Annotated in this window: 15 protein-coding genes; 12 read left to right on the top strand and 3 right to left on the bottom strand. The window is 62.7% G+C overall.

Features of this window, described 5'->3' with window-relative positions; translation table 11 throughout:
• The first annotated feature begins 117 nt into the window (after positions 1-117).
• From PPL01S_RS25170 to PPL01S_RS16760, 11 genes are all read left to right on the top strand, one after another.
• Entirely contained in the window at positions 118-294 is a 177-nt protein-coding gene (locus PPL01S_RS25170; RefSeq protein WP_003250005.1) for a hypothetical protein, read from the top strand.
• Positions 278-3,253: a sensor histidine kinase gene (locus tag PPL01S_RS16805; protein WP_028625883.1), complete on the top strand. Its 2,976-nt coding sequence runs from the start codon at positions 278-280 to the stop codon at positions 3,251-3,253. The genes PPL01S_RS25170 and PPL01S_RS16805 overlap by 17 nt, the downstream gene beginning before the upstream one ends.
• A gap of 4 nt (positions 3,254-3,257) precedes the next feature.
• Positions 3,258-4,697, top strand: a complete 1,440-nt coding sequence (locus PPL01S_RS16800) for a sigma-54-dependent transcriptional regulator (protein WP_016391809.1) — start codon at positions 3,258-3,260, stop codon at positions 4,695-4,697.
• A gap of 787 nt (positions 4,698-5,484) precedes the next feature.
• Positions 5,485-6,873, top strand: coding sequence for a polynucleotide adenylyltransferase PcnB (locus tag PPL01S_RS16795; RefSeq protein ID WP_028625882.1), 1,389 nt, complete (start codon positions 5,485-5,487; stop codon positions 6,871-6,873).
• Positions 6,870-7,349, top strand: coding sequence for a 2-amino-4-hydroxy-6-hydroxymethyldihydropteridine diphosphokinase (gene folK, locus PPL01S_RS16790; protein ID WP_016391807.1), 480 nt, complete (start codon positions 6,870-6,872; stop codon positions 7,347-7,349). The genes PPL01S_RS16795 and folK overlap by 4 nt, the downstream gene beginning before the upstream one ends.
• Positions 7,350-7,600: 251 nt before the next feature.
• Positions 7,601-8,401: a 3-methyl-2-oxobutanoate hydroxymethyltransferase gene (gene panB, locus PPL01S_RS16785; RefSeq protein ID WP_016391806.1), complete on the top strand. Its 801-nt coding sequence runs from the start codon at positions 7,601-7,603 to the stop codon at positions 8,399-8,401.
• Entirely contained in the window at positions 8,398-9,261 is an 864-nt protein-coding gene (gene panC / locus PPL01S_RS16780; protein ID WP_016391805.1) for a pantoate--beta-alanine ligase, read from the top strand. Before panB ends, panC begins: the two co-directional genes overlap by 4 nt.
• 144 nt (positions 9,262-9,405) lie before the next feature.
• On the top strand, positions 9,406-11,070 hold the full coding sequence (pgi, locus tag PPL01S_RS16775; protein ID WP_016391804.1) for a glucose-6-phosphate isomerase: 1,665 nt from the start codon (positions 9,406-9,408) through the stop codon (positions 11,068-11,070).
• Between the two features lie 176 nt (positions 11,071-11,246).
• On the top strand, positions 11,247-13,181 hold the full coding sequence (gene acs / locus PPL01S_RS16770) for an acetate--CoA ligase (protein ID WP_016391803.1): 1,935 nt from the start codon (positions 11,247-11,249) through the stop codon (positions 13,179-13,181).
• A 42-nt stretch (positions 13,182-13,223) separates the two neighbouring features.
• Positions 13,224-14,093, top strand: a complete 870-nt coding sequence (locus PPL01S_RS16765; RefSeq protein WP_016391802.1) for an oxygenase MpaB family protein — start codon at positions 13,224-13,226, stop codon at positions 14,091-14,093.
• 78 nt (positions 14,094-14,171) lie between these two features.
• On the top strand, positions 14,172-17,108 hold the full coding sequence (locus tag PPL01S_RS16760; RefSeq protein WP_028625881.1) for a DUF748 domain-containing protein: 2,937 nt from the start codon (positions 14,172-14,174) through the stop codon (positions 17,106-17,108).
• Positions 17,109-17,216: 108 nt separating this feature from the next.
• On the opposite strand, the gene PPL01S_RS16755 is transcribed toward PPL01S_RS16760, so the two are convergent.
• Positions 17,217-17,630, bottom strand: a complete 414-nt coding sequence (locus PPL01S_RS16755) for a VOC family protein (protein ID WP_016391800.1) — start codon at positions 17,628-17,630, stop codon at positions 17,217-17,219.
• 60 nt (positions 17,631-17,690) lie between these two features.
• On the opposite strand from PPL01S_RS16755, the gene PPL01S_RS16750 reads away from it, so the two are divergent.
• A complete protein-coding gene (locus PPL01S_RS16750; protein ID WP_016391799.1) occupies positions 17,691-17,993 on the top strand; it encodes a heme-binding protein in 303 nt (100 codons plus the stop codon).
• 76 nt (positions 17,994-18,069) lie between these two features.
• On the opposite strand, the gene PPL01S_RS16745 is transcribed toward PPL01S_RS16750, so the two are convergent.
• Together PPL01S_RS16745 and pnp are read right to left on the bottom strand one after the other, a co-directional pair.
• Complete coding sequence (locus PPL01S_RS16745; RefSeq protein WP_016391798.1) at positions 18,070-18,420, bottom strand: BON domain-containing protein; 351 nt, start codon at positions 18,418-18,420, stop codon at positions 18,070-18,072.
• A 260-nt stretch (positions 18,421-18,680) separates the two neighbouring features.
• On the bottom strand, positions 18,681-20,786 hold the full coding sequence (gene pnp, locus PPL01S_RS16740; protein ID WP_016391797.1) for a polyribonucleotide nucleotidyltransferase: 2,106 nt from the start codon (positions 20,784-20,786) through the stop codon (positions 18,681-18,683).
• Positions 20,787-20,856 lie beyond the last annotated feature (70 nt).

Here is a 20,856-nt window from a genome sequence, read left to right as displayed (position 1 = left end):
TCAAAAGCCCAATAATTTCAAACCCTTGGCGAACGCTACCGAATCCCGCTAGCATCGCCCCAGCCATTTGCGCCAATAATAAGTTCAAGCCCGCAGCGCCCAACCATCGAGGCCAGCATGTACATCTATCGTTTGGTCCTGCTTCTGGTCGTGGGGATCTACCTGTTCTCACCGGCCATCATGGACTGGTGGATCGAACCGACCGGTGCCTGGTACCGCCCGTACCTGCTCTGGCTGATCCTGATCGTCGTCACCTTCATCCTGCAGAGCCAACGAGATGCCGATGAGCTTTAGCCTGACCCAGATGATCCTGATCAGCGCCGCGTACCTGATGGTGCTGTTCGGCGTGGCCTGGATCAGCGAGCGCGGGCTCATTCCCCGTTCGATCATTCGCCACCCGCTGACCTACACCCTGTCGCTCGGCGTGTATGCCAGTGCCTGGGCCTTCTACGGTTCAGTGGGCCTGGCCTATCAATATGGCTACGGCTTCCTCGCCTGTTACCTGGGCGTATCCGGTGCCTTCCTGCTGGCGCCGGTGCTGCTGTATCCGATCCTCAAGATCACCCGCACCTACCAGCTGTCGTCGCTGGCCGACCTGCTGGCCTTCCGCTTTCGCAGCACCTGGGCCGGTGCGCTGACCACGGTCATCATGCTGATTGGCGTGCTGCCCTTGCTGGCCCTGCAGATCCAGGCCGTGGCCGACTCGATCAGCATCCTCACCGGCGAGCCGGTCAAGGCGCGGGTGGCATTCGCCTTCTGTGCCCTGATCATCCTGTTCACCATCTTCTTCGGCTCGCGGCACATCGCCACGCGCGAGAAACACGAAGGCCTGGTGTTCGCCATCGCCTTCGAATCGGTGATCAAGCTGCTGGCCCTGGGCGGCATCGGCCTGTACGCCCTGTATGGCGTGTTCGGAGGCCCGCATGGCCTCGAGGTCTGGCTGCTGCAGAACCAGACCGCCCTGGCGGCACTGCACACCCCACTGCAGGAAGGCCCGTGGCGCACGCTGCTGCTGGTGTTCTTCGCCTCGGCCATCGTCATGCCGCACATGTACCACATGGCCTTTACCGAAAATCTCAACCCACGCTCGCTGGTCAGCGCCAGCTGGGGCCTGCCACTGTTCCTGCTGCTGATGAGCCTGGCCGTGCCGCTGGTGCTGTGGGCTGGTCTGCGCCTGGGCGCCAGCACCAACCCCGAGTACTTCACCCTGGGCCTGGGCATTGCGGCAAACAATGAAGCGCTGGCGTTGCTGGCCTACGTCGGCGGGCTTTCCGCCGCGAGCGGGCTGATCATCGTCACCACCCTGGCGCTGTCGGGGATGGCCCTCAATCACCTGGTGCTGCCGCTGTACCAGCCACCGGCCGAAGGCAACATCTACCGCTGGCTGAAATGGACCCGTCGCGCCCTGATCGTCGCGATCATCACCGCCGGCTTCATGTTCTACCTGACCCAGAACAATCACCAGAGCCTGGCCAACCTGGGCATCGTCGCCTTCGTCGCGACCCTGCAGTTCCTGCCCGGCGTGCTGTCGGTGCTGTACTGGCCGACCGCCAACCGCCGCGGCTTCATTGCCGGCCTGCTGGCCGGCACCCTGGTGTGGATGGTGACCATGCTGCTGCCGCTGCTGGGCAATCTGCAGGGCTTCTACATCCCGCTGCTGGACATGATCTATGTACTCGACGACACCAGCTGGCACATGGCGGCCATCGCCTCGCTGGCGGCGAACGTGCTGCTGTTCACGCTGATCTCGTTGTTCACCAATGCCAGCACCGAGGAAGTCAGCGCCGCCGAAGCCTGTGCCGTGGACAACGTGCGCCGGCCCCAGCGCCGAGAGCTGCACGCCGCCTCGCCGCAGGAGTTCGCCACCCAGCTGGCCAAGCCGCTGGGGGCCAAGGCCGCGCAGAAGGAAGTCGAGCAGGCATTGCGCGACCTCTACCTGCCGTTCGACGAACGCCGCCCCTATGCCCTGCGTCGCCTGCGCGACCGCATCGAGGCCAACCTCTCGGGGTTGATGGGGCCAAGCGTGGCCCAGGACATGGTCGAGACCTTCCTGCCGTACAAGTCGGGCAACGAGAACTACGTCACCGAAGACATCCACTTCATCGAAAGCCGCCTGGAAGACTACCATTCGCGCCTGACCGGCCTTGCAGCCGAGCTCGATGCCTTGCGCCGCTACCACCGCCAGACCTTGCAGGAACTGCCCATGGGCGTCTGCTCGCTGGCCAAGGACCAGGAAATCCTCATGTGGAACAAGGCCATGGAGGAGCTGACCGGCATCGCCGCCAAGCACGTGGTCGGCTCGCGCCTGGTGACCATCAGCGAGCCGTGGCGCGGTCTGTTGCAAGGCTTCATCAATGTGCCCGACGAACACCTGCACAAGCAGCGCCTCGCGCTGGATGGCCAGCCGCGCTGGCTGAACCTGCACAAGGCGGCCATCGACGAGCCGCTGGCACCGGGTAACAGCGGGCTGGTGCTGCTGGTCGAGGACCTCACCGAAACCCAGGCCCTGGAAGACAAGCTGGTGCACTCCGAGCGCCTGGCCAGTATCGGTCGCCTGGCGGCTGGCGTCGCCCATGAGATCGGCAACCCGATCACCGGCATCGCCTGCCTTGCGCAGAACCTGCGTGAGGAACGCGAAGGCGATGGCGAAATCATCGAGCTGTCCAGCCAGATCCTCGAGCAGACCAAACGGGTATCGCGCATCGTCCAGTCGTTGATGAGCTTCGCCCACGCCGGCGGCAGCCACCAGAACAGCGAAGAGCCCGTGTGCCTGGCCGAGGTGGCGCAGGACGCCATCGGTCTGCTGGCGTTGAACCGGCGCAATTTCGAAGTACAGTTCTTCAACCTCTGCGACCCCGAGCACTGGGCCGAGGGGGATCCGCAACGCCTGGCCCAGGTGCTGATCAACCTGCTCTCCAACGCCCGCGACGCCTCACCGCCCGGCAGCGCCGTGCGCGTGCGCAGCGAAGCGAACGAGCACACGGTGGACCTGATCGTCGAAGACGAGGGCAGCGGGATCCCGAAGAACATCATGGACCGCCTGTTCGAACCGTTCTTCACCACCAAGGATCCGGGCGAAGGCACCGGACTGGGGCTCGCTCTGGTCTATTCCATCGTGGAAGAGCATTATGGGCAAATCACCATCGACAGCCCGGCCGATATCGAACGGCAACGTGGCACCCGGATCCGCGTGACCCTGCCCCGGCATGTCGTAGCGACGTCCCCAGAAATTCGAGACCGTCGAGAGAATTGAATCAATGCCGCACATTCTGATCGTCGAAGACGAAACCATCATCCGCTCGGCCTTGCGTCGCCTGCTCGAGCGGAACCAGTACCAGGTCAGCGAGGCCGGCTCGGTTCAGGAAGCCCAGGAACGGTTCAGCATTGCGACCTTCGACCTGATCGTCAGCGACCTGCGCCTGCCCGGCGCCCCGGGCACCGAGCTGATCAAGCTCGGCCAGGGCACGCCGGTGCTGATCATGACCAGCTACGCCAGCCTGCGCTCGGCGGTGGACTCGATGAAGATGGGCGCGGTGGACTACATCGCCAAACCCTTCGACCACGACGAGATGCTCCAGGCGGTAGCCCGCATCCTGCGCGACCGACAGCACGCGCCTGCCCCGGTCGCCGAGCCTCGCACCAATGGCAAGGGCGCGCCAGCCGACAAGGCCAGCCCGGCATCGGCCAATGGCGAGATCGGCATCATCGGCTCCTGTCCGCCGATGCAGGACATGTACAGCAAGATCCGCAAGGTGGCGCCCACCGATTCCAACGTACTGATCCAGGGCGAGTCCGGCACCGGCAAGGAGTTGGTCGCCCGCGCGCTGCACAACCTGTCGCGACGGGCCAAGGCGCCGATGATCTCGGTGAACTGTGCGGCCATTCCCGAAACCCTGATCGAGTCGGAACTGTTCGGCCACGAGAAAGGCGCATTCACTGGTGCCAGCGCCGGACGCGCCGGCCTGGTGGAAGCAGCTGACGGCGGCACGCTGTTCCTCGACGAGATTGGCGAACTGCCGCTGGAGGCCCAGGCCCGGTTGCTGCGCGTGCTGCAGGAAGGCGAGATCCGCCGCGTCGGGTCGGTGCAGTCGCAGAAGGTCGATGTGCGCCTGATCGCCGCGACCCACCGTGACTTGAAGAACCTGGCCAAGGCCGGGCAATTCCGCGAGGACCTCTACTACCGCCTGCACGTGATCGCCCTGAAGCTCCCTGCATTGCGCGAGCGCGGCAGCGACGTCAACGAAATCGCCAATGCCTTCCTCGCCCGCCAGAGCGCGCGCATCGGCCGTGACGACCTGCACTTCTCGGCCGAAGCCGAACAGGCCATTCGTCACTACAGCTGGCCTGGCAACGTGCGCGAACTGGAAAACGCCGTCGAGCGTGCGGTGATTCTCAGCGAGAGCGCGGAAATCTCTGCCGAGCTGCTGGGCATCGATATCGAGCTGAGCGACCTGGAAGACGACGACCTGCTCGACAATGCCATGGTCGCGACCAGCGCCAGCGCCAACAATGCCAGCCATGAGCCGACCGAAGACTTGTCGCTGGAGGATTACTTCCAGCACTTCGTGCTCGAGCATCAGGACCACATGACCGAGACCGAGCTGGCCCGCAAGCTGGGGGTAAGCCGCAAGTGCCTGTGGGAACGTCGCCAGCGCCTGGGCATTCCGCGCCGCAAGAGCAACGCCACCAGCGAGTGATCTCGCTTTGGCCTCTCAGGCCTCATCGCCGGCAAGCCGGCTCCCACAGGTAGGCCACATCCATCCTGTGGGAGCCGGCTTGCCGGCGATGGGGCCCGTGGCCACCCCCCCTCAGGTAACACATCAGTTTCCGCAAAAATCTGTTACCCACCCTTCTCGGCGTAACAGTCCCCGAGGCATACGGTAACGAAATTTCGACATTTCTGGCCCGCCCAGCCTCCCTAATTCCGCGCAAACCCCTGATTTCATTGATTTTTCAAAAGTTGGCACGGCACCTGCTATATGTCTGGTACAAGAACAATAACAAGCACTGCAACTCAGAATAAGAACAAGACGAAACGGCTCACGCACAATAAAAACAAGACGGCGGAGGCGCAGCTAACTGATTCTTTTGGAGAGGATGCGTGTTTGGGGCTTGCCCCACGACCAGGCAGAGAACAACAAAAACTGCACTAAAAAGCAGCGCCTGAACTGGTTGGATCGAGAGATCAACGTGTCATCAGCGGCCAAAGCAATCCGTTTGCTCTTAACCCCTGGATTGGGGGTCGTTCACAAGCTTTGCGTTTTGTGGACAGGGCACTCAACAAAAACAAGAAGCCCAGCAAAAAAACAATAAGAGCACGCAACGACATTTCTTGGGGAGCTTCGGCTCCCCTTGTCGTTTCTCCCTTCCGGCAGGCCATTCTGCGATCGCCTACACCATTCCCCGAGTAAATGCTAGAATCCCCGCCCATCATGCGGCCATTCTCCTATTCTTGGCCGAACATTCCTTCACACAGTGCATCCCATGCTGAAGAAGCTGTTCCAGTCTTTCCGCCCACCCGTACCGGGCCAGCACCACAAGCGCACCACGCCTGAGGTGATCAACAAGAGCCAACATTCGCTGCAGCGCCACCAGTTCAGCCGCCACGCGGTGAACATCGTCGAACGCCTGCAGAGTGCGGGCTACCAGGCTTACCTGGTCGGTGGCTGTGTCCGCGACCTGATGCTGGGCATCACGCCCAAGGACTTCGACGTCGCCACCAGCGCCACGCCAGAGCAGGTCCGCGCCGAATTCCGTAATGCGCGCATCATTGGCCGGCGCTTCAAGCTGGTCCACGTGCATTTCGGTCGCGAGATCATCGAGGTCGCCACCTTCCGCGCCCATCATTCCGATGACGACCAGGGCGACAGCCACCGTTCGTCGCACAATGCCAGCGGCCGCATCCTGCGTGACAACGTCTACGGCACCTTGGAAGAAGACGCACAACGTCGCGACTTCACCATCAACGCCCTGTACTACGATCCGGTCAGCGAGCGGGTACTCGATTACGCCAACGGCGTGCACGATATCCGTAACCGCTTGCTGCGCCTGATTGGCGACCCGACACACCGCTACCAGGAAGACCCGGTGCGGATGCTGCGTGCGGTGCGTTTCGCGGCCAAGCTCGACTTCGGTATCGAGAAGCACACCTTCAAGCCGATCCGCGAACTGGCGCCGATGCTGCGCGAAATCCCGCCTGCCCGCCTGTTCGAGGAATGCCTCAAGCTGTTCCTCTCCGGCCAGGGCGCGATCGCCTTCGAAATGCTGGTCGACCTGGAACTGTTCGAGCCGTTGTTCCCAGCCAGTGCCCACGCCCTGGAAGAGCGCCCGACCTACACCCACACCTTGATCAGCCAGGCGCTGAACAACACCGACCTGCGCGTCAAGCAAGGCAAGCCGGTAACGCCGGCCTTCCTCTTCGCCGCACTGCTGTGGCCAGCCCTGCCAAGCCGCGTGCTGCACCTGCAGAACCAAGGTGTGCCGCCGATTCCGGCCATGAACGGCGCAGCCCACGACCTGATCGCCGAGCAGTGCGCCCGCATCGCCATTCCCAAGCGGTTCACCCTGCCGATTCGCGAAATCTGGGACATGCAGGAACGCCTGCCACGGCGCAGCGGCAAACGTGCCGACATGCTGCTGGACAACCCGCGTTTCCGCGCCGGTTACGACTTCCTGCTGCTGCGTGAAAGCGCCGGCGAGGAAACCGACGACCTCGGCCAGTGGTGGACCGACTATCAGGACGCCAACGACAGCCAGCGCCGCGACATGATCCGCGAACTGGGCAATCGTGATGAAGGCTCCGCAGCCAGCCCGCGCAAACGCAAGCGCAGCCCCAGCAAGCGCAAACGCGGCGGTGACGAGGCGTTCGAGTGAACACGCGCGCCTATGTTGGCCTGGGCAGCAACCTGGATGCCCCGGCCGAGCAGTTGCGCAGCGCCCTGCAGGCCCTGGACCAGCTGGAGGCTACCCGCCTGGCCTCGGCGTCGGCCCTGTATACCAGTGACTCACTGCTGCCGGGCCAGCCACGCTACACCAACGCTGTCGCCGCACTGGATACCTCGCTGGAACCGCTGGCCCTGCTCGACGCCCTGCAAGCCATCGAACTTGACCAGGGCCGCGTGCGCAAAGAGCGTTGGGGGCCGCGCACACTGGACCTGGATATCCTGCTGTACGGCAACCAGGTCATCGATGTGCCGCGCCTGCAGGTGCCGCACTACCACATGCATGCCCGTCCCTTCGTGCTGTATCCGCTGGCCGAGCTGGTCCCCCACGACTTCCAGCTGGCCGATGGCCGCACCCTCTCCCAGCTGCTCGCAGCTTGCCCGTACGTCGGTCTGGAGCGCTTGTAATACGGGGGCTCCGGCCTGAGGTAACGCCAGTAACACCTTGTTAGTAACAATGCGGTAACAGGGTGATTGACTTCCCCCACCTCGCTCACGACTATAGGCGTCCCGTGTGGCACCAAAGTGCCGCACACCCGTATTTAGGCCCGGACGGACCTGTGCCCGAACATCACGCGCGATGATGTGCCGCTCCGGAAGATGACTACACGCGTTGTTTGCAGTCGTTTTTCACAGCGCCTGAACGAGGATTTTCCTACATGCCTGAAGTAACCCTGACCACCCTGAATGGCCTCAAGGCCAAGGGTGAAAAGATCACCATGCTGACCTGCTACGACGCGACCTTTGCCAAGGCTGCCAGCCAGGCTGGCGTCGAAATTCTGCTGGTAGGCGACTCGCTGGGGATGGTTCTGCAGGGCCATGACAGCACATTGCCCGTCACCACCAGCGAAATGGCCTATCACACCGCGTGCGTCAAACGAGGCAACGAGGGCGCGCTGATTCTCGCCGACCTGCCCTTCATGGCCCATGCCACGCCTGAGCAGGCGTTCGCCAATTGCGCCACCCTGATGCAGGCCGGCGCCCACATGATCAAGCTCGAAGGCGCCGCCTGGCTGGCCGAAACCATTCGCCTGCTGGCCGAGCGCGGCGTGCCGGTGTGCGCGCACATGGGCCTGACGCCACAGACCGTCAATGTCCTTGGCGGCTACAAGGTCCAAGGGCGCCAGGAAGCGCAGGCTCGGCAGATGCGTGCCGATGCCATCGCCCTGGAACAGGCCGGTGCAGCCATGCTGCTGCTCGAATGCGTACCCAGCGAGCTGGCCGCGGAAATCACCCAGGCGGTGAGTATCCCGGTGATCGGCATCGGCGCCGGGAGCGCCACCGATGGCCAGGTGCTGGTGCTGCACGACATGCTCGGGTTGTCGCTGAGCGGGCGAGTGCCGAAGTTCGTCAAGAACTTCATGGCCGGCCAGCCGGATATCCAGAGCGCCATTGCCGCCTATGTCACGGCGGTCAAGGACGTCAGCTTCCCAGGCAGCGAACACGGGTTCAGCGCATGAATACAGTCAAGACCGTCCTCGAACTGCGCGCCGCCATTGCCCGAGCCCGCGGTGAAGGCAAGCGGATCGGCTTCGTGCCGACCATGGGCAACTTGCACAGCGGCCATGCGGCCCTGGTGACCAAGGCCGCCCAGCGTGCTGATTTCGTGGTCGCCAGCATCTTCGTCAACCCGCTGCAGTTCGGCGCCAACGAAGACCTGGACAAGTACCCGCGCACCCTCGCCGCCGACCAGCAGCGCCTGTTCGAGGCCGGCTGCCACTTGCTGTTCGCGCCCAGCGTCGAAGAGATGTACCCCGATGGCATGGGCGTGCAGACCCGCGTCAGCGTGCCGAACCTCTCCGAAGGCCTGTGTGGCGCCAGCCGCCCGGGGCATTTCGAGGGTGTGGCCACAGTGGTGAGCAAGCTGTTCAACATGGTGCAGCCCGACCTTGCCGTGTTCGGCGAGAAGGACTTCCAGCAACTGGCCGTGATCCGCGCCATGGTGCGCGACCTGAACATGCCCATCCAGATCATCGGCGAGCCCACCGTGCGCGCCGAGGACGGTTTGGCGCTGTCGTCTCGCAACGGTTATCTCACGCCTGAGCAGCGGTCTGCCGCGCCGGCGCTGTACCGTACCTTGCAGCACATCGGCGCAGCCATCGGCCGGGGCCAGCGTGATTTCGCGGCACTGGTTGCCGACGGCCAGGCGCAGTTGAGCGCAGCGGGCATGCGCCCGGATTACCTGGAAGTGCGTCATGCCGTCAGCTTGCGCCCGGCGCAGCTGGATGACCGCGACCTGGTGGTGATTGCGGCGGCCTATCTGGGTAATACCCGACTCATCGACAACCTGTACCTGCACGTGGAAGACAATACCGCGTAATGCTTTGGGGCTGCTTTGCAGCCCCCTCTCAATTCCCCCGCCCCCCATTCCCTACGCCAGCCCTTTGCCTATAATGATGGCCAGCCTGAACCCGGCAAACACTGCCCTGTCCAAGCACCACCACGCATCAAGGAACTCTGCGCAATGGCGTATTACCGTACACCCCACGATGTTACGGCCCTGCCTGCCTGGCAGGCTCTCCAACAGCACCGCGACGCCATGCAAGGCTTCAGCATGCGCGAAGCCTTCGCCGCCGATGGCAAGCGCTTCGAGCAGTTCTCCCTGAGCAGCTGCGGCCTGTTCCTCGATTACTCGAAGAACCTGATCACCGATGAAACCCGTAATCTGCTGGTGAACCTGGCCGAACAGGTCGGCCTGCAGGACGCGATCAAGTCGATGTTCAGCGGCGAGATCGTCAACGCCTCGGAAGGCCGTCCGGTCCTGCACACGGCGCTGCGCCGCCCGGTGGGCGACAAGCTCAGCGTCAATGGCGTGAACGTGATGCCGGAAGTGCACAAAGTGCTCAACCAGATCACCGAACTGGTCGGCCGCATCCACGACGGCCTGTGGCGCGGCTACAGCGAAAAGCCCATCACCGATGTGGTCAACATCGGCATCGGCGGCTCGTTCCTCGGCCCGGAACTGGTCTCCGAAGCCCTGTTGCCCTATGCCCAACGTGGCGTGCGATGCCATTACCTGGCGAACATCGACGGCAGCGAATTCCATGAGCTGTCGGCCAACCTGCGCGCCGAAACCACCCTGTTCATCGTCTCGTCGAAATCGTTCAATACCCTCGAGACGCTGAAGAACGCCATGGCCGCACGCACCTGGTACCTGGCCCAGGGCGGCTCGGAAGCCGAGCTGTACCGCCACTTCATCGCGGTATCGAGCAACAAGGCCGCGGCCGTAGCTTTCGGCATCCGCGAAGAAAACATCTTCCCGATGTGGGACTGGGTCGGTGGGCGCTACTCGCTGTGGTCTGCGATCGGCCTGCCGATCGCACTGGCCATCGGCACCGCCAACTTCAAGGAGCTGCTGTCGGGTGCCTACACCATGGACCAGCACTTCCAGACCGCGCCGTTCGACAAGAACATGCCGGTGCTGCTGGCCCTTCTGGGCGTCTGGTACGGCAACTTCTGGGGCGCACGAAGCCACGCGATCCTGCCTTACGACCACTACCTGCGCAACATCACCAAGCACCTGCAGCAGCTGGACATGGAGTCCAACGGCAAGAGCGTGCTGCAGGACGGCACCCCGGTGAAGACCGACACCGGCCCGGTGATCTGGGGTGGTGTCGGCTGCAATGGCCAACATGCCTATCACCAGTTGCTGCACCAAGGCACCCAGTTGATTCCGGCGGACTTCATCGTCCCGGTGGTCAGCTTCAACCCGGTGGCCGATCATCATCAATGGCTGTACGCCAACTGCCTGTCGCAAAGCCAGGCGCTGATGCTCGGCAAGACCCGTGAGGAAGCCGAGGCAGAACTGCGCCAGAAGGGCCTGAACGAAGCGGATATCGAGAAGCTTGCACCGCACAAGGTCATTCCCGGCAACCGTCCGAGCAACACCCTGGTGGTCGAACGCATCAGCCCGCGTCGCCTGGGCGCACTGGTCGCCATGTACGAGCACAAGGTATTCGTGCAGAGCGTGATCTGGGGTATCAACGCCTTCGACCAGTGGGGCGTGGAGCTGGGCAAGGAGCTGGGCAAGGGCGTCTACCAGCGTTTGGTGGGCAGCCTGGAAGACAGTGCCGAAGACGGCTCGACCCAAGGCCTGATCAACTACTTCCGCGGCCGTCACCGCGGTTGATCCTGTAGGCCTCATCGCCGGCAAGCCGGCTCCCACAGGGCGGTCAACACCGAACCCTGTGGGAGCCGGCTTGCCGGCGATGAGGCCGGTGAAGGCTGAACACCAGCGCCAGCTACACTGTCCAATCGAATAGCCGTTGCAGTCCATCGCCCCCGACAAGCGCAAGGACCACCGCCATGTTCGATATCCGCAACTACCCCGAGGCCCTGGCCGTCAGCCAGTGCGCCACCCTCTCACCCGACGAATACCGCCGCCTCTACCGCCAGTCGGCCGAGACCCCGGACGCATTCTGGGCCGAACAAGCCAAGCGCCTGGACTGGATCAAACCTTGGTCCAGCGTGCAGCAATGCGACCTGAAGACCGGTAAGGCACGCTGGTTCGACGGCGGCCAACTCAACGTCAGCTTCAACTGCATCGACCGTCACCTGGCCCAGCGCGGCGATCAGACCGCCCTGCTGTGGGAAGGCGACGACCCCAACGATTCAAAGGCCATCACCTACCGCGAACTGCACCGCCAGGTGTGCCGCCTGGCCAATGCCCTGAAGGCGCGGGGCGTGAAAAAGGGTGACCGGGTGTGCATCTACATGCCGATGGTTCCCGAAGCCGCCTACGCCATGCTGGCCTGCACCCGCATCGGTGCCATCCACTCCGTGGTGTTCGGCGGCTTCTCTCCGGATGCCCTGCGCGACCGCATTCTCGACGCCGACTGCCGCACCGTGATCACCGCCGATGAGGGCGTGCGTGGTGGCAAGCGCATTGCGCTCAAGCAGAACGTCGACAAGGCCTTGGCCAGTTGTCCTGCAGTCAGCAGCGTGCTGGTGGTGCGCCGCACCGGTGGTGATATCGCCTGGAGCGAAGGCCGTGACCTCTGGTACCACGATGCCACCGAAAACGTCGCTGACGATTGCACAGTAGAGCCGATGGACGCCGAAGACCCCTTGTTCATCCTCTACACCTCCGGCAGCACCGGTAAACCCAAGGGCGTGCTGCACACCACCGGTGGCTACCTGCTGCAGGCGACGATGACTTTCAAGGTGGTGTTCGACTACCGCGACGGCGAGGTGTTCTGGTGCACCGCCGATGTCGGCTGGGTCACAGGCCACAGCTACATCGTCTATGGCCCGCTGGCCAACGGCGCGATTTCCCTGATGTTCGAAGGGGTGCCCAACTACCCCGACACATCACGCTTCTGGCAGGTGGTGGACAAGCATCAGGTGAACATCTTCTACACCGCGCCCACCGCCTTGCGCGCGCTGATGCGCGAAGGTCCCGCGCCGCTGCAGACCACCTCGCGCAATAGCCTGCGCCTGCTCGGCAGCGTCGGCGAGCCAATCAACCCCGAGGCTTGGGAATGGTATTTCGAGGAAGTCGGGAAAAAGCGCTGCCCCATCGTCGACACCTGGTGGCAGACCGAGACCGGCGGCATCATGATGACGCCGCTGCCTGGCACGCAGAAGCTCAAGCCAGGCTGCGCAACCCAGCCCATGTTCGGCGTGCAACCGGCACTTCTGGATGAGCAAGGCAAACTGATCGAGGGCCCGGGGGCTGGCCTGCTTGTGATCAAGGCCAGTTGGCCAGGGCAGATCCGCAGTGTCTATGGCGACCACCAGCGCATGCTCGACACCTACTTCAAACCCATGCCCGGTTACTACTTCACCGGCGACGGTGCCCGCCGCGACGCCGATGGCGACTACTGGATCACCGGCCGCATCGATGATGTGATCAATGTCTCCGGCCATCGCATCGGCACTGCCGAAGTGGAAAGCGCCCTGGTGCTCCACGACAGTGTCGCCGAGGCTGCCGTGGTCGGTTACCCACATGATTTAAAGGGCCAAGGCGTGTATGCTTTCGTCACCCCGATGAACGGCATCAGCCCTGACGACGCACTCAAGGCCGAACTGCTGGCCCTGGTCAGCAAGGAAATCGGCAGCTTCGCCAAGCCCGAGCTGATCCAGTGGGCACCAGCATTGCCCAAGACCCGCTCCGGCAAGATCATGCGCCGCATACTGCGCAAGATCGCCTGCAACGAGCTGGACAACCTTGGCGACACCTCGACCCTGGCCGACCCGAGCGTGGTACAGGGGTTGATCGACACCCGACTCAATCACTAGCTGGCGGCCAGCGCTCGTGGCCGCCTTGAACCGCAGGCCGCCATGGAAGTCCTACGTCGCCGTATCGAAACACAAGTCATGAGCCTTACCGGGGTCGCCCTCGGCCAGCTCGACCTGGAATCACCCAAGGGCGACCCGGGCCTGTTCGGCCCGCACAGCCTCAGCTGGCGCGTGCATGGCGATTTTCCGAGCATGCTGGCGGGTGGCATCAGCGCCCTGCTGCTGCAGTTGCTGCACCCTCTGGCTCTGGCCGGGGTCTGGGACCATTCCAATTTCCGCGAAGACCTGCTCGGCCGCCTGCGCCGCACCAGCCAGTTCATCTCCGGCACCACGTTCGGCTCGACCCGGGATGCCGAATGGCTGATCGACAAGGTGCGCACCATCCACCTGCAGGTCACCGGTAACGCGCCGGACGGCCGGCCCTATGCCGCCAGCGACCCCGACCTGCTGACCTGGGTACATGTGGCGGAAGTCAGCAGCTTCCTGGCGGCCCACCTGCGCTATCGCGACCCACAGCTGTCACGCGCCGACCAGGACGCCTACTACGCGGAAATCGCCCTGATCGCCGAGCGCCTTGGCGCGCGTGATGTACCGCGATCATGCGATCAGGTCGACGATTACCTGCGGCACATGCGCGCACAACTGCACTGCGACCAGCGCAGTCTCGAGGTGGTCGAGATCCTGCTCCAGGCCCCGGCTCCCAGCCGCCTGGCCCAGCCCGTGGGCAAGCTTATGCTGCATGCCGGTATCGATCTGTTGCCGGAATGGGCCCAGGCCATGCTCGGCCTGCAGCATGGCCCGCTGCAGCAGCGCCTGATCCGACTGGGCTTCGAGCGCACGGCCCCGGTGCTGCGCTGGGCGATGCGCAATGGCTCGGCGCAACGGGCGAAGCGGCGCATGGGTATCGACTAAGGGAAATTGGTCGCACCAGCGGAACCGATTTAACGTGCCATACTCCAACCACTCCTGCTTAGACAGACGATGCGACACATGTACAAAGGATTGACTCGCGCCCTCGGCGCCATGCTGGCTCTCGTGGCCCTCTACAGCTTGCTTGGTTTTCTGATTCTCCCCGGTGTCGGCCTGCGCATCGCCAACCAGCAGTTGGCGCAGTACGCCACTGTGCCCGCGCAGTTGCAACGTATCGAGTTCAACCCGTTCAGCCTCGAGCTGACGGTGTGGGGCTTGCAGATCGGCGAGCCGGGAAAGGAACAGGTCGGCTTCGAACGGCTTTACGCCAACCTTGCGCTGGACAGCGTGTGGAAAGGCGCCCTGCACCTGCAGGCGGTGGAGCTCGACAAACCACGAAATGAAGTGCTGTTCGCCAAGGACGGTACGCTGAACCTGACCCAGCTGTTCAAGCTCCCGGCCAGCGAGCCGAAGTCCGAGCAACCGCCCAGTGACCCGTTCCCCCTGCGTATCGGCAGCATCAAGCTCAGCGGCGGCTACCTGCATTTTGCCGACCAGCGGCCGAGCGAGCCGATCGAGTTCATCTACGACGACATGAACCTGGAGCTGAAGAACCTCAGCACCCTGCCCGACGATAACGCCGACATGACCCTGGTGGCGCGCGGGCCCAACGGCGGGCGCGTGGACTGGAGCGGTACCTTGAGCCTGGCGCCGATCGCCTCGGAAGGTACCCTCAAGATCACCGATGGCAAGATGAAGCTGTTCTGGCCCTATGTGCGAGACGCCGTGCCGCTGGTCCTCGAAGAAGGCGTGTTCAACCTCGACACCCACTACAAGCTCAACCTGTCCAAGACCACCGAACTGCTGTTGGACAAAACCTCGATGCGCATCGCACCGTTCGCCATCAAGGCACCGGATGGCCGACCGCTGGTCCGCCTGGCCAACCTGGAAGTGAGCGAAACGTCCATCGACCTGGCCAAGCAGTTGGTCACCGTGGGCAAGGTCCGCAGCGAGAAGCTGGAAACCTGGGCCGCCCTGGAAAGGGATGGCCAGCTCGACTGGCAGAAACTGTTCGCCAGCCAGCCGGCCAAGGCCACGCCAAAGGAAAAGACCGAACCCGCCGCCGCCGAACCGACCCCCGAAGAGCAGGCCGCCAAGCAACCGAGCAAGCCGTGGCAGGTGCTGCTGCAAGACGTGCAGTTGCGCAATTACCAGGTGCACCTGGCCGATCGCAGCCAGAAAGAGCCGGTCGCGCTCGACGTCGGGCCACTGAACGTCGACCTGCAGGGCTTCGACAGCCTCAATCAATCGCCCTTCAACCTCAAGCTCGACACGGGCATCGGCAAGCAAGGCAAGCTGCAAGCCGCAGGCGAGGTGAATCTGGCCCCTGTGACGGCCAAGCTGGATGTCAGCACCCGCGACATCGACCTGCGCATCGCCCAGGCCTACCTGAGCCCGTTCATCCGCCTGGAGCTGCGCAGCGGCATGCTCGCCAGCGACCTGAAGGTCGACCTCAAGAGCACCGAGCCCCTGGCATTCACCGTGGCCGGCAAGGCCCAGGTCAACCAGTTGCACACCTTGGACACCATCAAGGACCGCGATTTCGTCAAATGGCAGCAACTGAATGTGGACGGCCTGTACTACGTCCACGGCGATGCCGTGGCGATCGACAAGGTGACCCTGCTGCAGCCCTATGCGCGCTTCATCATCAACGAAGACCGCACCACCAACGTCGATGACTTGCTGATCCCGCAGCCGGCCGGCGCGGCCTCAAGCAGCCAGGCCAAGGCAGCCAGTGCTCCAGCGAGCAAGCCAATGGGCATCCGCATCGGTCAGATCAACATCAACGATGGCTCGGCCAACTTCGCCGACCTGACTCTGACCCCCAACTTCGCCACCGCCGTCCAGCAGCTCAATGGCCAGATCGGCACCATCGACAACCGCAAGCCAGCGCCGGCCAAGGTGGACGTCAAGGGCAAGGTCGACCGCTATGCGCCGGTCACCATCAAGGGCGCATTGAACCCCTTCAACCCGCTGGCCAGCCTGGACATCGCCACCAGCTTCAAGCGCGTCGAGCTGACCACGTTGACCCCCTACTCCGGTAAATTCGCGGGCTTCCGTATCCGCAAGGGCCGCCTGAACCTGGACCTGCACTACAAGATCACCAATGGCCAGCTCCAGGCCGAGAACAAGGTGGTGGTCGAGCAGTTGCAACTGGGCGAGAAGGTAGACAGCCCGGATGCGGTGGACCTGCCCATTCGCCTGGCGGTAGCCCTGCTCAAGGACACCGAAGGCAAGATCTCCATCGAGTTGCCGGTCTCCGGAGACCTCAACAACCCGCAGTTCAGCGTCATGCCGATCGTTTGGCAGACCTTGCGCAACCTGGTGCTTCGCGCCGCCCAGGCGCCCTTCAAGTTCATCGGCGGGCTGATTGCCGGCGGCGGCTCGGAAGACCTTGGCAATGTCTCCTTCGCTCCAGGCTCCAGCGAGCTCAACGGCGAGGCGCAAGCGGCCCTGGACAAGCTGGCTTCGGCGCTCAAGGAGCGCCCTGAGCTGCGCCTGGAGATCGAAGGTACCAGCGCCCAGAGCAGCGACGGTCCACTGATCGCCCAGCAGCGCCTGGAGCGCGAATACCAGGCGACCTGGTACAAGATCCTGCAACGCCGTGGCGACAAGGTGCCGGCCAACGCCTCGATGCTGGTGGTCGACGACAGTGACAAGCCAGCGATGCTCGAAGGCATCTACCGTAATCGCCTGAAGCAGCAGCCGCCCGCCGAATGGCAACAGCTTGGTCGTGACGAGCGCACCGCCAAGCTGCATGAGGCGGTGATCAAGTCATGGGCCGAAAGCACTGCCCTGCTGCGCACCTTGGGCCAGGAACGGGCCAGCAGCATCAAGGACTACCTGGTCGACAAGGGCAAGCTCGAGGATGACCGGGTGTACTTCATCGATACCACGCTGGGTCAGGCTGAGAAGGATGGTCGGGTGATTACCCCGATGCATCTGGATGCCGAGTGACGCGGGTCGTCTGCACTGGCCCTATCGCCGGCAAGCCGGCTCCCACATGATCGGCAGGGCTCTGTGCATGTGGGAGCCGGCTTGCCGGCGATAGGGCCCTTGAACACTTCAGACCAACCGCTGCCCCGACACCGCTGGGTGATACAAAGGCTGCACCTTGTTCCCCGCCGGGTCCAGCAGGTGGAAGCTGCGCGCCCCGTCACCATGGTTGAAGGGCCGGTCGAGCAATGTCACCCCGTGCGCCTTGAAGTACTGATACCACGCTTCCAGCTCCTCGACGCTGTCGACGATGAACCCGTAGTGGTCCAGCGTCTGCAGCCCATTCGACGCCCCCGCACCTCGCCCCAGCGACAGGTTGTCATTGCCACAGGTCAGGTAGACCAGGTCTTCGTTGGCGCGGTTCAGCACCTCCATCCCCAGCACATCGACATAGAAACGCTCGCACTCTTCCAGATTAGGCACCAGCAAGGCGATATGACGCAGGCCGTTCAGGCGACCAGGACGTGCAGGTAATTCAGACATTGGCGCGGCTCCATTTTTGTATACAATTCATATATGAATTTAAAACAAAAGGAGCGCCTTGTGTACAGCCTGTTCATCAAGACTCGTGTAAAACCCGGTTGCGCCAAGGACTTTCTTGCAGCAATCAATATCAACGCCGCCGCCTCGGTGGCTAACGAACCCGGTTGCCTGGTATTCGACGTATCCCAGGACCGAGTCGATCCTGATGTGATCTACCTGTACGAGATCTATCAGGACGACGAAGCCTATGAAGCGCATACCCGCACTGCGCACTTTCGCGACAGCCGCCCGCTGGTCGAGCCACTGATACTCGAACAGGAATGCTTCGAAAGCGACGTACTGGCGCGCAACCCCGTGAACTGAGCCGCAATGAAAAGCCCCGGCCGAGGCCGGGGCTTGGGGTAAAGTGGCCAAATCCTTATGGCCGACGGGACAATCCTTATTCGGCTTTCAGGCCGTCAGCCGACACAGCCTTGACGCCTTTGATGTTCTTGGTGATGGAAACTGCAGTCTCTTTCTGAGACTCGGTAACTGCAGTGTCCGAAGAGAGCGAAACCACACCCTTGTTGGTCTCGACCTTGATGTCAGTACCTGGAATACCCTTTTCAGTCATCAGGTCCGATTTCACTTTGGTGGTGATCCAGGTATCGGAGGTCGCCTCCTGGGCTTTGTCCATCTCACCGGCCGCCAGCGTCATCGGGGCCTGGGTGGACTGCTGGGCAAAAGCCGCGTTAGCCATGGTCAGGGTCAGAGCGGTAGCAGTAGCGGCAGCAATGGCGAACTTCTTCATGTGGGTCACTCCTGTTATTGAAAGGTCTGCGCCGTGTCTCTTGGCGGCAGGTAACAGTGTAGTTGCACGCCGTGTGCCAGCTTTCCCGTTTCGCTTGTTTCCTTGAAAATCAGGGACTTAGCTAAGTAGATGGCAAACGGCCGTCGTGCATTTTGCAATCAGCCGGCAAAAGCTGCATGCAAGATGCAAGTCCGCAAAAGGTTTCAGGGCAAAATAAAAAAGGGCCCCGAAGGGCCCTTTTCCTGTTGCGCGTCAGTCGCTTAGACGCCCGAGGCCTTGGCCGCGGCAACGTCCTTGATCGAAAGCTTGATACGGCCGCGGTTGTCCACGTCCAGTACCAGCACTTCGACTTCCTGACCTTCTTTCAGCACGTCGGTGACTTTCTCTACGCGAGCATCGCTCAGCATGGAGATGTGCACCAGGCCGTCCTTGCCAGGCAGGATGTTGACGAAGGCGCCGAAGTCGACGATGCGCTCGACCTTGCCCACGTAGATCTTGCCGATCTCGGCTTCGGCAGTAATGCCCAGGACGCGCTGGCGAGCTGCCTCGGCCGCTTCCTTGGTTTCGCCGAAGATCTTGATCGAGCCGTCGTCTTCGATGTCGATCGAGGCCTTGGTTTCTTCGCAGATGGCGCGGATGGTGGCGCCGCCTTTACCGATGACGTCACGGATCTTGTCGGTGTCGATCTTCATCGCGATCATGGTCGGTGCGTTGGCCGACAGCTCGGTACGCGACTCACCGATGATCTGGTTCATCTGACCGAGGATGTTCAGGCGCGCTTCCAGGGCCTGGCCCAGGGCGATTTCCATGATCTCTTCGGTGATGCCGTTGATCTTGATGTCCATCTGCAACGCGGTGACGCCCTTGGCGGTACCGGCTACCTTGAAGTCCATGTCGCCGAGGTGGTCTTCGTCACCCAGGATGTCGGTCAGGACCGCGAATTTCTCGCCTTCCTTGACCAGACCCATGGCGATACCGGCAACCGGTGCCTTCATCGGCACACCGGCGTCCATCAGGGCCAGGGAAGCACCGCAGACCGAAGCCATGGAGCTGGAGCCGTTGGACTCGGTGATTTCCGATACCACGCGGATGGTGTACGGGAACACGTCAGCAGCAGGCAGCATGGCCTGGACCGAACGACGGGCCAGACGGCCGTGACCGATTTCACGACGACCGGCACCACCCATGCGACCACACTCGCCTACCGAGAACGGCGGGAAGTTGTAGTGCAGCATGAACGGGTCTTTCTTCTCGCCTTCGAGGGTGTCCAGCAGCTGGGCGTCACGGGCAGTACCCAGGGTCGCGACGACCAGGGCCTGGGTTTCGCCACGGGTGAACAGCGCCGAACCGTGAGTCTTCGGCAGCACGCCGACTTCGATGTTCAGCGGACGCACGGTCTTGGTGTCACGACCATCGATACGCGGCTTGCCGTTGACGATGTTTTCGCGAACGGTGCGGTATTCGATTTCACCGAAGATTTCTTTGACTTCGGAAGCCGAAGGCTGGCCTTCTTCACCGGAGAACTTGGCGATCGCCTGATCGCGCAGCTCGCCCAGGCGCGCGTAACGGTCGGCCTTGACGGTGATGGTGTAGCCCTGCGAAACGCCTTCGCCGAATTCGGCGCGGATGGCGTTGAACAGCTCGGTGTTGGCAACGGCCGGTTTCCAGTCCCAGGTCGGCTTGCCAGCTTCGGCGGCCAGTTCCTTGACAGCCTGGATGACCGACTGGAATTCATCGTGGGCGAACAGTACGGCGCCCAGCATCTGGTCTTCGGTCAGCTCTTGAGCTTCCGATTCAACCATCAGTACAGCGGATTCGGTACCGGCCACGACCATGTCCAGGCTCGAAGCCTGCAGCTGCTCGTAAGTCGGGTTCAGCAGGTAGCCGGTGCTCTCGTGGAAAGCAACACGGGCAGCACCGATCGGGCCTTCGAACGGAATGCCGGAGATGGCCAGGGCAGCCGAGGTACCGATCATCGCAGCGATGTCCGGATCGGTCTTCTTGCTGGTGGAAACCACGGTGCAGACGACCTGGACTTCGTTCATGAAGCCTTCAGGGAACAGCGGGCGGATCGGACGGTCGATCAGGCGCGAGGTCAGGGTCTCTTTCTCGGAAGGACGGCCTTCACGCTTGAAGAAGCCACCTGGGATCTTGCCAGCGGCGTAGGTCTTTTCCTGGTAGTGGACCGACAGCGGGAAGAAGCCCTTGCCCGGGTCTGCCTGCTTGGCACCGACCACGGTCACCAGCACGGTAACGTCGTTGTCGACGGTCACCAGCACGGCGCCGGTCGCCTGACGGGCGATACGGCCCGTTTCGAGAGTAACGGTCGATTGACCGAACTGGAATTTCTTGATTACCGGGTTCACGGTTTCCTACCTTTTTCAGTGGCTCTGGGGGAACTGGTTTCTTGCGAATTCTTGGGCAGAACAGGGAATC

The sequence above is a fragment of the Pseudomonas plecoglossicida NBRC 103162 = DSM 15088 genome (genome assembly GCF_000730665.1).
GTDB lineage: Bacteria > Pseudomonadota > Gammaproteobacteria > Pseudomonadales > Pseudomonadaceae > Aquipseudomonas > Aquipseudomonas plecoglossicida.
This window is presented reverse-complemented; position numbering and strand designations above follow the sequence as displayed.